The organism is Acinetobacter sp. YH12116, from assembly GCF_013418895.1.
GTDB lineage: Bacteria > Pseudomonadota > Gammaproteobacteria > Pseudomonadales > Moraxellaceae > Acinetobacter > Acinetobacter indicus.
This window is the reverse complement of sequence record NZ_VPBE01000003.1, coordinates 142,246-155,484: the sequence shown is the minus strand read 5'-3', so window position 1 is coordinate 155,484 and position 13,239 is coordinate 142,246. Positions and strand designations below refer to the sequence as shown.

Sequence of the window (13,239 nt, the reverse complement as noted above, 5' to 3'; positions counted from 1 at the left end):
CGGCTTGATGCCGGTATTTTTTATTTATGTAATGGAATATTCAGCTCCACGATCTGTCCGGCGGTTTCACCCTGCTGGCTTTTCTCTAACCAGTGCCATTGCTGAGCATTTAATCTTAAAATATTGGAACAGCGTGTACCATACGCCGGACTCTGAATAAAGGTCGACGACAATAACTCTTCCAGCTCGACAGGAATGCCGGTTTCTGGCAATAAATCTGCAATCACCTTGCGTTCATCTTCCAGAATATCCCAGGCAGCATGCTGCAGATCTGCTTCTGGCATCTGGGCTTGCTGTAACATCGGTAAAAATTCCTGGGTAAAGCGTTTACGCAAATGGCCAGTTTTTTCCCAGTGCTCGCCCATTAAGCCATTGGACACTACATATACGCCTTTGGCTAGTACTTGCGGCGCCTCCCCTCGGTTACTCATATACACCGCCTGTTCCCGGTCGCCGACAAATAAATTAAAGCCGGCATAATCGCACTGGCGCGGCTCCAATGCTTGTGCAAAGCGAATTGGACTTAATTCAGATTCCAGAAAATCCTGAATCAGATGGCCGCGTGAGGTCGGATAATTGTGCTGATCCTGTCCATTACGAAAATTGGTAACAATGGCCCAGCGGCCTCTGGCGGTCACGCCCATCCAGGTGCCACCCGACTGCAAGTCCTGTCCGGCATAAATCGGGCTATTTTCCCAGGCATGCAACGCCGCAGTCGGACGCTGATAAAACTCATCACGGTTTGAAATTAAACATAAAGGCAACTCATCCAGAACCTGCCAGGCAAAGGCCACAATACACATAATTTCCTGCTCGCTATCTTTACACATTGAATGTACAACATTTTTCATCTTATTCAGCTAAAATCTGTGCAAAACAGAATGACAAGGAACAGGAATGCTGACCTATCCAAATATTGATCCGGTGGCGATATCGCTGGGTCCCTTACAAGTCCACTGGTATGGACTGATGTATTTACTGGCCTTTTTATTTGCCTGGGGTCTGGCCACCTATCGCGCCAAGCAGCGTGGCTGGACGCCGGACATGGTTTCGGACCTGATCTTTTACGGCGCGCTGGGTGTAGTCATTGGCGGCCGTGTCGGTTATGTGTTCTTTTATGGCTTTGAGCAGTTTCTGGCTAACCCGGTGTGGCTGTTTCAAGTCTGGACCGGGGGCATGAGTTTCCACGGTGGTTTCCTGGGGGTCATGCTGGCCATGCTGTTCTGGTGCAAAAAATACCAGATGACCTGGCTCCAAACCCTGGACTTTATTGCACCTTGTGTCCCGACCGGGCTGATGTTTGGACGCATCGGCAACTTTATTGGTGGCGAGTTATATGGCCGTCCGGTCACTGATCCAAACTTTGCACTGGGCATGATTTTCCCGACCGATCCACTACAGCTGGTACGTCATCCATCACAGTTGTATCAGGCGCTGTTTGAAGGGCTGCTGTTATTTATTCTGCTGTGGTGGTTCAGTTCCAAACCGCGTCCACGTATGGCGGTTTCGGCACTGTTCCTGATTGGTTATGGTCTGGCGCGTTTTGTGGTGGAATTCTTCCGCGAACCGGACAATGGTCAGCTATTTATTGCCTGGATGAGTAAAGGCCAATTCCTGAGTCTGCCAATGATTCTGGTCGGTCTCTGGATGATGTGGTACGCCTACCAGAAAAAAATCTATGACTGGGGCCCACAGAAAAATAGTTAAACTGGAGCGAGGCATTGGCCTCGCTTTTTTTATGCCATTTTTGCTAAAGTGCATGCACCCTTGCACAATTCATCTGGTGGGCTATGCTCGAATTCTGGTTTAATCCCAACGTATCCGTACTGCAAAAACTCATGCTGTTTATTCTGATTGCAGTGGTCACCGGCGTTTTATACTGGATGCAACCGCTGGCCTATGATGCCATCCTGATGTTTATGGGCACCGGAATTATTTTTCTGATTTGCCGTTACTGCAAAATTCATTTTGCGGCACAACGTCCCACCGGTTTACTGTATCGCCTGCTGACCTGGATTCCGATTGCCCTGCTGTTGGCACTAATTTTCATGAATATGCAACAGGGTGAAATTTTATTACCGGGCGCACAAGGACTTGGCTTTATGGCTCTGGCAATTTGTCTGTTCTCGCCACTGTCATTGCTGCATCAACATCAGGATCAGGCATAAATGCTCAGTTTCTGGTATTCCGCGCGTTGTCATCGTCAGCTCAAACTGATGATCTGTATTGGTACCTGTCTGCTGATTTATCTGGCCTCGACGCAGGCACAGCTGCCACCGTTTTGGGTCATCCTCAGTCTGATTCTGGGCATGGGCTTACATCTGCTGTATCAATGGAGCAATCGTCGTTCCTGGCCAGAACATCAGCGCAGACTGATGTACGGGGGATTGAATCTGGCACCGCTGCTCCTGCTGGCCGTATTGCTGCTGTTTCTACCGAAAATGCAACTTTGGGCCATGGCCTTGCAAGCACTCGGCTTTATCTTGGTAGGACTGTTTATGGTGTCGATCTACCAGCAACGTGCCAAACGGTTTGACTCCTAAGCTTTATTTTCCTGTCCAATTTTTTGCATTTTAATAACCTGTGTAGCAGTTGCTGCACAGAAAACCGGGCTGAATTTACACTGCATACATGCCGAAACAGGAGCGCTAACAACAATAACCCGAATCCCGTTCAGCCTGCTTAGAATAACTGCAGTCTTTATGAAAATAATTCAGGAAGTTGTTTATGAATTCAGAACTGAACACCATTTCCGGTTTTAACCTGCAACGTTATTTGGGCACCTGGTACGAAATTGCCCGTTTGCCAATGCGCCATGAACCCGAAGACAGTACCGATATTTCCGCCACCTACAGCCTGAATGAAGATAGCAAAGTGCGTGTGCAAAACCGCCGTTTGGATGGTCAGGGTCAACTAGATGAATCGATTGGTGAAGCCACCCCGGTCGATGCTGAACATGGCAAACTGGAAGTCAGCTTCTTGCCAGAAGGCCTGCGCTGGATTCCGTTTACCAAAGGCGATTACTGGATTTTAAAACTTGATCCGGAGTATCAGACCGCGCTGGTCGGTGACCCGAGCCGCAAATATTTATGGTTGCTGCATCGTCATCCACAGCTGGATGAAGCCACACAAAATGAATATCTGGCGCAGGCCAAAAGTCTGGGTTATGACCTGAGTGATCTGATTTACACCCCGCACACCGGTCGGCCAACCGCATAAGCTGCCGCTATTTTGCTGAGGCATCTTTTTTAAGATGCCTTTTTTAATGATGATGAATATTCATCTCGGCCCGGCATCAATGTTATGATGGCTGCACTTTTATGTGCTCATTTAAAGCCAAGATCTTCAACACAGCCAGCCTTTGGCGCTGCAATGAAGGTCGACACAGGAGCCACATCACTATTTGATTGAGAGAATTTCATGCGCCAATATCTTGACCTGTTACAACATATCCTTGACCACGGCGGCGACAAAGGCGACCGTACCGGCACGGGAACCCGTTCTGTATTCGGTCATCAGATGCGCTTTGATCTGTCTCAGGGTTTTCCGCTATTAACCACCAAAAAAGTGCATTTCCGTTCAATTGTGATTGAACTGTTATGGTTCCTGAAAGGTGATACCAACGTTCAGTATCTGCAGGACAACAAAGTTACGATTTGGGATGAATGGTCAACGGCAGAACAGACGGCGCGTTTCGGCCGTCCTGAAGGCGAGCTTGGTCCGGTATATGGCCATCAGTGGCGTAACTTTGGCGCCAGCAAAAATGCCGATAACAGCTATAATCAGGATGGTTTTGACCAGATTTCCTGGCTAATCAATGAGATTAAAACCAACCCGAATTCACGCCGTTTAATTGTATCGGGCTGGAATCCGCAGGAAGCCGGTCAGGTGGCATTACCACCTTGTCATACCCTGTTCCAGTTTTTTGTTCATAACGGCAAACTCTCTTGCCAGCTGTATCAGCGTAGTGCCGATGTCTTCCTGGGTGTACCATTCAATATTGCTAGCTATGCGCTGCTGACCCATATGATTGCCCAGGTATGTGATCTAGAGGTTGGTGATTTTGTCTGGACCGGCGGCGATACCCATTTATATGCCAACCATTTTGAACAGGCACAACTGCAACTCAGTCGTGAACCGCTGGGGCTGTGCCAGCTGAAACTGAACCCGGACGTCAAAGATCTGTTCGCGTTTAAATTTGAAGATATTGAAATTGTCGGTTATGAGTCACATCCGGCAATTAAGGCCCCGGTAGCGGTTTAAAGCCAATTAATTCCGGACAAATGCCCCATCCCCCTTTCATCGAGGGGGATTTTACATTTTAATAGGGTTAATTTTTCGCATGAGATATGGATGAAACAGCATGGCATTTCAAGGTTTAGAAGTTGTACACGTGGTGGCCATGGATCAGCAGCGCTGTATTGGAAAAGCCAATGATTTGCCATGGCATATTTCTGCCGACTTAAAACATTTTAAGGAAATTACCCAGGGCGGCGTGGTAGTGATGGGCCGTAAAACCCTGGAATCAATGGGTCGTGCCTTACCGAAACGTGTCAATTGGGTGATTACCCGAGATCCAAATTGGGCCTTTGAGGGCACCAAAGTCGCCTATTCAATTGAAGAAGCTTTAACTCAGGCCGTGGCTGATGTGCAGGCTTCAGAAAAGCCGGACAGTATTTTTATTATTGGCGGTGGTGAAATCTTTAAACAGACCATGGATATTGCCGACCGTCTGGAACTGACCCATGTCGAGCTGGATGTGCAGGGCGATGCGCATTATCCGGAAATTCCGGCAGCGTTCCAGAAAGTCAGTGCCGAGCAACATTTGGATGACAAAACTGGCATTGCATTTGAGTTTGCCAGCTACCGAAAATAAAGCTTATTTTTCTGAATGAATTCATCAGCATGCAGACACCCCAACAGCCCGAACTGGCACAGCGTTTGATTCAAGGCAGTTTGCATGGCCTGTTTAGCCTGTTTGTAATTGGCAGCTCGATCTGGCTGGTGCTGATCCTGTGGTTTCAGCAGCCGTTTGGACTGCTGTTTAGCCGGATCCTGATTGGCCTATGGATTGCCTTTGCCATGAGCATTCTGGGCATCTATATCAGCCGGCATCTGATTAGCCGTAAACTGGATGTGCTGATTTATCTGCTGGTGTTTCTGTGCAGCCAGCTCTGGTATTTTGGCCTGCCACCTCGCCAGGACCGCGACTGGAATCCCGAAGTGGCGCAGCTGTTACATTCCGAGCGTCACGGCGATCAGGTCATTCTGCACAATGTGCGTAACTTTAACTGGCACAGCGATGGTTCCTACGAGCAGCGCTGGGAAAGTCGCCATTATGACCTGAACCAGATTCGGGGCGTCAACATCATCACTTCCTACTGGATGGGACCACAAATTGCCCACACCCTGGTCAGTTTCGATTTTGCCAATGCCGCACCGCTGACTTTTTCGATTGAAATCCGCAAAGAACGCCATGAAGAATTTTCTTCGCTGGGCGGATTCTTCCGCAAATATGAACTGAGTCTGGTGGCGGCGGATGAAAAAGATATTATCTATACCCGCAGTAATATTCGCGGTGAACAGGTCTATTTTTTCCCGCTGAAGATGCCGCAAGAAATGCAAAAAGCCCTGTTTCTGGAATATCTGACCAAAGCTGATGAACTGGCACAACAGCCCAAATGGTATAACACCCTGACCAGTAACTGCACTACCCTGGTCTTTGACATGGTGCAGGCAGTATCCAACCAGACCTTGCCCACCGATTATCGCCTGCTAGCTTCGGGTTATTTACCCAATTATTTGTATGATTTACAGGCGCTTGATCAGAGCTTGAGCATTGAAAGCTGGTATCAGCGCGCTTATATCAATCCGCGTGTGGAACAGCCGGGCCAGCTGGACAGTGCACAATTTTCAGCACTAATCCGGCAGGGTTTGCCCGCGCCATCCGCTCCTGGCGCTCCGTCAAATCAATGATACAATTTTAACTGGCGATCAAATTTAAAATTGGTTTAGATACATCCATCAGCTTTAAAATAAAGAGAAATCCATATGCTTAAACATCTTGCTGCCGTTGCCCTTTTAGGTTCAGCCCTGGTTTTTAGCGGCTGTGAAACTTTACCAACCCCAGGTGCTACCGTTGAAACTGCCAATCTTGTCCAGCTACAAAACCGCACCTGGATTGTGACCCAGATTGGCAATACTGCGGTTCGCACCGAACCGACTGCCCACAATATTCCAAGCCTGCAATTTGATAGCGCCACCCAACGCGTTAGCGGTGCCGATGGCTGTAACCGGATTATGGGCAGCTACAGCGCCGGCCGTGACACGCTAACGCTAAGCCAAATGGCTGGCACCCGTATGGCCTGCCTCAACAGCAATGGCATTGATCAGAAATTCAATGAAGCACTGGCCAAAGTGACCCATTATCAGGTCTTTGGTAAAACCCTGAAACTGCTGGATCGTTATGGCAATTTGCTGATTCAGCTGGAAAGTGCCGTACAACCGCGTTAATACTGCACCGGCCTGCACCTTTGCAGGCCTTTTTTATGAACGATTGAAAACAGAAGGCTGACCCTATGCAACAGGCAATTTTTGGTGGTGGATGTTTCTGGTGTACCGAAGCGGTATTTCTCCAACTGCGCGGTGTGGCCAAAGTGGTGAGTGGCTATGCCGGCGGCCAAATGGACAATCCAAATTATGAAGCGGTGTGCAATGGTGATACCGGCCATGCTGAAGTCATTCTGATTGATTTCGATGACAGTCAAATCAGCTATACCCAGCTGTTAAATGTGTTCTTTGCCACCCATGACCCGACCACGCTTAACCGTCAGGGCAATGATGTCGGCAGCCAGTATCGTTCGGTGATTTATTATTTAAATCCGGAGCAGCAGCAACAGGCCGAACAGATGATCCAGCAGCTCAAAGCCGAGGGCATTGCTGTGGTCACCGAAGTGACCGCTGCACCGCGTTTTTATCCGGCAGAGGCCTATCATCAGAACTTCTTTGCCAATAACCCGACGCAAGGCTATTGCAACTTTGTAATTCCACCCAAACTGATGAAGCTGCATAGCAAGTTTCAGGATTTACTCAAAGACTGAAACCAGGAAGGCTCGAAAAGCGCCATAAAAAAGGACTGCAATTGCAGTCCTCGTCGTCTGGGGAGGCGGTTAAGCCTGAACAAAAGTGCTCCAGACAAATTCCCGGGTTTTGCCCTGCAAACGCATACTTAACTGGTCATTGGCCTTTAAGGCACCCACCCCGGCCGGAGTACCGGTCATTACCACATCGCCCGGCTCCAAACTAAAACTGTGGCTAATTTCAGCCAGTAGCGCACCAATTTCAAAAATCAGCAGCGCGGTATGCCCCTGCTGACGCAGTTCGTCATTAATATGCAGCGTATAGTGCACATCTTTCCAGTCGTTAACTTCTGCAACATCGACCCAGTCTGCCAATACACAAGCCCCATCAAAGGCTTTGGCTCGTTCCCATGGATGGCCTTTCTGTTTCAGTTCATCCTGCAAGTCACGCAAAGTGAGGTCCAGCCCCAAAGTCACCGCCCCCACGGCCTGCAAGGCTTTTTGCGGATCGGTTTCTGCCTTTAAGGGCTGGTCAATACGCAGGCTGAGTTCACATTCATAATGACAGCTGCCCCAGGCCGGATTCCAGGCAATCCCGGCAGATAACGGACGCAGGCTGCTCGGCGGTTTGATAAACAGCACCGGACGATCAGGAACCGCATTGCCCAGTTCTTTGGCATGATCCGCATAACTGCGACCCACACAGACAATTTTCGATGGACGTGTATTCATGATCTTCCCTCTTATAATGTGATGGTTTTAACAGGCTTATTTTTTAAAGGTATTTTCAAACAGGGTCTGATCGGCTGTGCTTTCAAACACGCGTTTTGGCACAATAATCACCATGCGGTTTTTCAGCTCAATCATATAAGTCAGCTTGCCTGAAGCAAAATTCTGCACTTCGTTATAATGCACCACTTTGTCACGGCCATTGGCAGAAATCTCGGCATAATCCTGATACAGCGCAATGCCCTGTTCGCTTTTTCCAAACTGGTATTTGACAAACTGACGCTTAAACATCATCGGCAGGAACCAGTAGCGCATCAGCATCTGTAGCACCAGAAAAAATACCCCCAGCGCCAGATAGTAACGACCTACACCATCGAGGCCCAAATAAATGCCCCAGGCAATAATCCCGACACTAATTAATGGAGTAATAAAACGGGTAAACTGTTTTTTACCAAAGGTGGCCAGAGCAAAGCCATCCTGAGATTCTTCCAGATTTAAAAAATAACGTAGCGACAAGGCAGGCTTGAGTTCCGACATCGGCTCATCATCAAATCAGTTAAATTACGCTAAATATTACACCAGAATAGGTGATTTCCTTATTCTTTTTCTCGCCAGTGCTGTCATGATGCTGCACACACCATTCAAAAAATAACCCGATTCAAAACGGGATGATTCGCTCATCTCCACAGCAAAAACAGGATGTTTTATGCCACAGACGCACACCCGATTGATCGCCCTGCTTTGCACTCTGCTGCTGCCAGTGTCTGCCTGGGCCAGTTTAGTTCGCTGGACAGGAAAAATGCCAGGCAGTTTACAAGGCTATGGCAGCAGTGCCGAGCAGCTGGCCGCGCTGACCGGAGATGGAATTCTGATTTATGCGCATGCCGCGCAACCGATTCAGCTGCCAACTTTCGCATCCACAAAACGCGGTAAATTTTATAGTGCTGCGGTGGTGCTGCCAGTGCCCAGTCACAAAGTTGCGGCACTGCTGAGTGACTATTCAGGCTATGCCCAGCTGTTTCCGACCTTCAAAAGCGCCAAGATGCTGGAGCAGCGCCAGCACATCAGTCAGGTCAAATACCGGATTCATATTCCCACGCCCATTCCGGTGCTGAACTTTAAAGAGGATGTGATCCTGCAACATCAGCGCACCGACAACAGTATTGAAACCCTGGTGATTGACGCACCCATTTCGTATGGCGCCGGAAAAATAGAATGGTTTGCCTTGTCGGCCCATCAGACGCTGGTCACGGTCACGCACTGGGGAGATTTGGCGCAGCCCAAAGGCTTTTTATTTCGTACCATCCTGAATGCCCTGCCCGATGCCAAACTGGGCCTGCCGGCCGGCACCAATGCCTTTATTCTGGAAGCACTGCAACGTAAATTTAAAAGCACAACACCCCGAGCCTTACCCGCCGGCGACGTACCAGCCCCTGAATTAAGTGTCAGCCAGATGAACAAAATCCGGCAGATCAGCCAGAAATCACAAGAACCCGTATCCTTTATTTTACCGGCCTATCAGGTGTCCTATGGTGCAAAGCAGGAAATCATGCGTTTTAGCAGCAGCTATCAGTACTATGCCCAGCCGGCCAGCAAGCTAAAACCCTGGCTTGAACCGCAGGCCTACCAGCACCTGTTTCCACGGCAAATTAAAAAAGTTCATATTCAGCAGCCCTCTGCCCGGCAGCTGGATGCCGACTATAAAATTTCGGTCGGACTGGGCGTGATTCAGATTCCGTTTGATTTTAAACTGCGTTTTCAGGCACAAGGCGCTCTGGAGCAGCAGTTTCAGGCGGTGGGGGGAGATTTACGCTATGTGCAAGGCAGCATGCAGATTTTGCCGCAAGTTAAGGGCAGTTTACTGAATGTAACCAGCGCCATGAACATTGATGCGCAGGCACCGTTTTTATTACGCGCCATGCGCAGTATGCCGTATCACGAGCTGCTGCCGGCATTGGGTGGCAATACCGTGCTGACCTTAAAGATTCAACAGAAGATCAAATAATGCGGGAATGTTTTAGTAAATTATAGACACAAAAAAACCGCAACATGTGCGGTTTTTTCAGAATTCTTTATCAAGATTGGTGCGCTCAGAGAGATTCGAACTCCCGACCCCTTAGTTCGTAGCCAAGTGCTCTATCCAGCTGAGCTATGAGCGCGACGTCTTGATGGGGTGCATTATACGGGCTTTTCGGTATTTGTTAAGTCTTATTTCATAAAAATGCAACCAAATGGATAGATATTGGACAAATCATGTAATTGTGCGCTGATTTTATACAGGTTTTAAATTGCAATTGAAATTGTAACAAATAAGGAAGCCAGCGGATGCAGCTGAGTAGCCAAATTGCAGGCACAAAAAAACCGCAACATGTGCGGTTAATTGTTCAAGTTGGTGCGCTCAGAGAGATTCGAACTCCCGACCCCTTAGTTCGTAGCCAAGTGCTCTATCCAGCTGAGCTATGAGCGCGTCACTTGTGTCGTCTATATTAGACTGCGTTATTTCCCGGTTTACTTATTGGTGCGCTCAGAGAGATTCGAACTCCCGACCCCTTAGTTCGTAGCCAAGTGCTCTATCCAGCTGAGCTATGAGCGCGACATAAGTAAAGTGGCGGTGAGAGAGGGATTCGAACCCTCGATACAGTTGCCCGTATGCGTCCTTAGCAGGGACGTGGTTTCAGCCACTCACCCATCTCACCGTAACGTGCCGCCATAATACAAATTTAACTGTAGCACTGCAAGCGCAGTCACTCTATTTTTTGCAGTTTTTTGCTCAATTAAATATTTTTTAAACAATTTATTGCTTCTAGCCTGGCATTTTCTGCAAATTTATGGGGAATGTGATTTTATCTACTCGCAATCATCTTAAAATAAAGACTTAAAACACATTATTGCAATCATTTACGTGCAGTCTGACGCTGCATGACTTATGCTAAACCTATCTTCTGACTTGAAGCCAAAGACATGATGAAAAACTGGGTCGATCCTGAAGCAAAAGCTGAAGCCGAACGTTACGATAATCCGATTCCAAGTCGCACACTGATTCTTGAAAGTATTGAAAAACTGCAACAGGCCCAGTCGCATGCCGACTTGGTTGAATATTTTGAAATTGCCGATCAGAAAAGTATTGATGCCCTGAGCCACCGCTTAATTGCCATGGTGCGTGATGGCCAGCTCATGAAAGACGGATTCAAGTTCCAGCTTGCCGCCGAGCAGCCTACCCATGGAGCCACGGTCTACATTAATAGCAAGGGTCTGGGTTCTGCTCATATTGACGGACAAAATGACATCCTGCTACCCGAGCGTGAATTGCGTCTGGTGTTTAATGGCGACCGCGTTAAAGTACGCCAGACCTCGGTCGATCGCAAAGGCAAAGCCTGGGGCTTTATTACCGAAGTCCAGCAGCGCCGCGTGAAACAGATCATTGGCAAACTGTCGATGTATGACGGTGAATATTTTATTCAGCCGGGCAATCCGAACAGCCATCAGCCGGTGACTTTAGAAAAAGAGCTGGTTGAACACGCCAAACTGAATCTGGGCGATTCAGTTCGCGTTGCCATTGATGACTATCCAAGCCGCGAAGAATTTGCCACCGGACATGTGGTGCAGTCGATGGCCGATAAAGCCGACACCGAAATCATCATTCCCCAAACCATTTTAGAGTTTGGTTTGCCGTATGAATTTCCGGACAATGTCTTAAAAGATGCCGACAGTTTTAAAGAACCGTCAGCCAAAGACCGTGAGGGCCGGGTCGATTTACGTGATTTAGCTCTGGTCACCATTGACGGTGAAGATGCCCGCGACTTTGATGATGCGGTGTATGCAGAAAAACGTCCAGGGGGCGGCTACCGCGTAGTGGTTGCGATTGCTGATGTCAGCCACTATGTGCGCACGGGCAAACCGCTGGATGATGAAGCCCAGGAACGCGGCACTTCGGTCTATTTCCCGCATTTTGTCTTACCGATGTTGCCTGAAGCCTTATCGAATGGCTTATGTTCGCTAAATCCGCAGGTAGATCGTCTGTGTATGGTCTGTGACCTGAACCTGTCCCGTGCCGGCCGGGTGACCAAATTCGAATTCTATCCCGCGGTAATGCATTCCAAAGCCCGTCTGACCTATACCCAGGTGGCGCAATATTTTGACGGCGACAGCGCTGCCATTCCGGAAGACCGGGATGTACGCAAATCGCTGAATACCCTGTTCCAGCTGTATCAGGTACTCAAAGGTTTACGTGCCCAGCGTCATGCCATGGAATTTGAAACTGTCGAAACCTATATGACCTTCGACGAACTCGGTGGTATTCAGGAAATCCTGCCGCGAACCCGTAATGATGCGCATAAACTGATTGAAGAGTGCATGTTACTGGCCAACGTGGCAGCAGCAGAGTTTGCGCTCAAAAATGATATTCCAATGCTGTACCGTGTGCATGAGCCACCTGAGTTTTCACGGATTCAGAAAGTTCGTGAATTTGTAAAACTGCTGGGACTGAATTTCCCGGAACAGCCAACCCAGGCCGATTATCAGGCCGTGATTGATGCCACCAAAGACCGCATTGATGCGCCAAGTATTCATGCGGTGCTGTTACGCTCGATGATGCAGGCCTATTACGGCGCGGCCAATGCCGGCCACTATGGTCTGGCCTATGAAGCCTATACCCACTTCACCTCACCAATTCGTCGTTATCCGGATCTGCTCTTGCACCGTGCCATTAAGGCGCATCTGGCCCAGAAACCGTATCCGATTTCGGGTGCCGCGCTGGATGATGCCGGTGAGCATTTCTCGCAAACCGAACGTCGTGCCGATGAAGCTTCCCGCTCTGTGACCATGTGGCTGAAATGTCATTATATGCAGCAGCATTTAGGCGAAGAATTTGTCGGGGTGATTTCTGCCGTGACCGAATTTGGTCTGTTTGTCACGCTGAAAGATCTGTATGTCGATGGCATGATTCACGTCAGCCAGCTGGGCGATGACTTCTTTATGTTTGATCAGGCCAGCCAGTCACTGGTCGGTCAGTCACGCGGTCAGACCTTTAGTCTGGGCGATGAAGTGAAAGTTAAAGTGGCCGGAGTCAACCTGGAAGAACGCAAGATTGATTTCGAGCTGGTCAAACAATTGACCCATGCCGGTCGTGCGATCCGCAGCCGTGCACCACGCGTGGCCAAAGCCGCGCCGCGTGCTGAAGCCACCGAAGAAATCTTTCATGATCGTCCAGTCAAGCTTGCCGTGAGTGAAGATGGCGAACAGCCGTTGAAGAAGAAAAAGGCCAAATCCAAGCCGAGTTCTTATGGCAAAAAGCCGGCGAAAAAAGTCACCGCCAAGGCTGAAAGCAAAGACAAGGTCAAGAAAAAAGCCAAAGTGAAAAAGAAAAAGTCCAATGCCAAGTCCAAGCTGGACTAAGCAGCCCGATCAGAAACAGAGCGCCACGGCGCTCTTT

At 48.8% G+C, this 13,239-nt stretch carries 14 protein-coding genes and 4 tRNA genes; 11 read left to right on the top strand and 7 right to left on the bottom strand.

Annotated features, from left to right (window positions below; genetic code table 11):
* Window positions 1–20: 20 nt before the first annotated feature.
* Window positions 21–803 carry an NRDE family protein gene (locus FTU54_RS03470; protein ID WP_160243679.1) on the bottom strand — a complete coding sequence of 261 codons (783 nt, stop codon included), beginning with the start codon at window positions 801–803 and terminating at the stop codon, window positions 21–23.
* Window positions 804–897: 94 nt separating this feature from the next.
* On the opposite strand from FTU54_RS03470, the gene lgt reads away from it, so the two are divergent.
* The 9 genes from lgt (at window position 898) to msrA (ending at window position 7,100) form a co-directional block, all read left to right on the top strand.
* Complete coding sequence (gene lgt, locus FTU54_RS03465) at window positions 898–1,707, top strand: prolipoprotein diacylglyceryl transferase (RefSeq protein ID WP_160242792.1); 810 nt, start codon at window positions 898–900, stop codon at window positions 1,705–1,707.
* An 83-nt stretch (window positions 1,708–1,790) separates the two neighbouring features.
* Window positions 1,791–2,168 carry a hypothetical protein gene (locus FTU54_RS03460; RefSeq protein ID WP_016658550.1) on the top strand — a complete coding sequence of 126 codons (378 nt, stop codon included), beginning with the start codon at window positions 1,791–1,793 and terminating at the stop codon, window positions 2,166–2,168.
* Window positions 2,169–2,543 (top strand): hypothetical protein, encoded by a 375-nt coding sequence (locus tag FTU54_RS03455; RefSeq protein ID WP_005180197.1) that lies wholly within the window; start codon window positions 2,169–2,171, stop codon window positions 2,541–2,543. It abuts the gene before it with no gap.
* A 184-nt stretch (window positions 2,544–2,727) separates the two neighbouring features.
* Complete coding sequence (locus tag FTU54_RS03450; RefSeq protein WP_005180198.1) at window positions 2,728–3,219, top strand: lipocalin family protein; 492 nt, start codon at window positions 2,728–2,730, stop codon at window positions 3,217–3,219.
* Between the two features lie 201 nt (window positions 3,220–3,420).
* Window positions 3,421–4,263 carry a thymidylate synthase gene (thyA, locus tag FTU54_RS03445; RefSeq protein WP_005180203.1) on the top strand — a complete coding sequence of 281 codons (843 nt, stop codon included), beginning with the start codon at window positions 3,421–3,423 and terminating at the stop codon, window positions 4,261–4,263.
* Between the two features lie 100 nt (window positions 4,264–4,363).
* Window positions 4,364–4,876 carry a dihydrofolate reductase gene (locus FTU54_RS03440; RefSeq protein ID WP_016658548.1) on the top strand — a complete coding sequence of 171 codons (513 nt, stop codon included), beginning with the start codon at window positions 4,364–4,366 and terminating at the stop codon, window positions 4,874–4,876.
* Between the two features lie 29 nt (window positions 4,877–4,905).
* Complete coding sequence (locus tag FTU54_RS03435; RefSeq protein WP_160240947.1) at window positions 4,906–5,976, top strand: DUF4105 domain-containing protein; 1,071 nt, start codon at window positions 4,906–4,908, stop codon at window positions 5,974–5,976.
* A 75-nt stretch (window positions 5,977–6,051) separates the two neighbouring features.
* A complete protein-coding gene (locus tag FTU54_RS03430; protein ID WP_005180208.1) occupies window positions 6,052–6,513 on the top strand; it encodes an META domain-containing protein in 462 nt (153 codons plus the stop codon).
* Between the two features lie 65 nt (window positions 6,514–6,578).
* Complete coding sequence (gene msrA / locus FTU54_RS03425) at window positions 6,579–7,100, top strand: peptide-methionine (S)-S-oxide reductase MsrA (RefSeq protein ID WP_016658546.1); 522 nt, start codon at window positions 6,579–6,581, stop codon at window positions 7,098–7,100.
* Window positions 7,101–7,169: 69 nt separating this feature from the next.
* Here msrA and FTU54_RS03420 read toward each other — a convergent pair whose 3' ends face one another.
* Window positions 7,170–7,811 carry a fumarylacetoacetate hydrolase family protein gene (locus tag FTU54_RS03420; RefSeq protein WP_005180214.1) on the bottom strand — a complete coding sequence of 214 codons (642 nt, stop codon included), beginning with the start codon at window positions 7,809–7,811 and terminating at the stop codon, window positions 7,170–7,172.
* 36 nt (window positions 7,812–7,847) lie between these two features.
* Window positions 7,848–8,345, bottom strand: a complete 498-nt coding sequence (locus FTU54_RS03415) for a YcxB family protein (protein ID WP_005180217.1) — start codon at window positions 8,343–8,345, stop codon at window positions 7,848–7,850.
* A gap of 169 nt (window positions 8,346–8,514) precedes the next feature.
* Between FTU54_RS03415 and FTU54_RS03410 the strand changes: the two genes are divergently transcribed.
* A complete protein-coding gene (locus FTU54_RS03410; protein ID WP_160242791.1) occupies window positions 8,515–9,813 on the top strand; it encodes an SRPBCC family protein in 1,299 nt (432 codons plus the stop codon).
* A gap of 77 nt (window positions 9,814–9,890) precedes the next feature.
* On the opposite strand, the gene FTU54_RS03405 is transcribed toward FTU54_RS03410, so the two are convergent.
* From FTU54_RS03405 to FTU54_RS03390, 4 genes are all read right to left on the bottom strand, one after another.
* Window positions 9,891–9,967: transfer RNA gene (locus tag FTU54_RS03405), tRNA-Arg, on the bottom strand.
* A 231-nt stretch (window positions 9,968–10,198) separates the two neighbouring features.
* Window positions 10,199–10,275: transfer RNA gene (locus FTU54_RS03400), tRNA-Arg, on the bottom strand.
* Between the two features lie 49 nt (window positions 10,276–10,324).
* A tRNA-Arg gene (locus tag FTU54_RS03395) sits at window positions 10,325–10,401 on the bottom strand.
* A 13-nt stretch (window positions 10,402–10,414) separates the two neighbouring features.
* A tRNA-Ser gene (locus FTU54_RS03390) sits at window positions 10,415–10,504 on the bottom strand.
* A 265-nt stretch (window positions 10,505–10,769) separates the two neighbouring features.
* On the opposite strand from FTU54_RS03390, the gene rnr reads away from it, so the two are divergent.
* Window positions 10,770–13,202: a ribonuclease R gene (gene rnr, locus FTU54_RS03385; protein WP_160242790.1), complete on the top strand. Its 2,433-nt coding sequence runs from the start codon at window positions 10,770–10,772 to the stop codon at window positions 13,200–13,202.
* Window positions 13,203–13,239 lie beyond the last annotated feature (37 nt).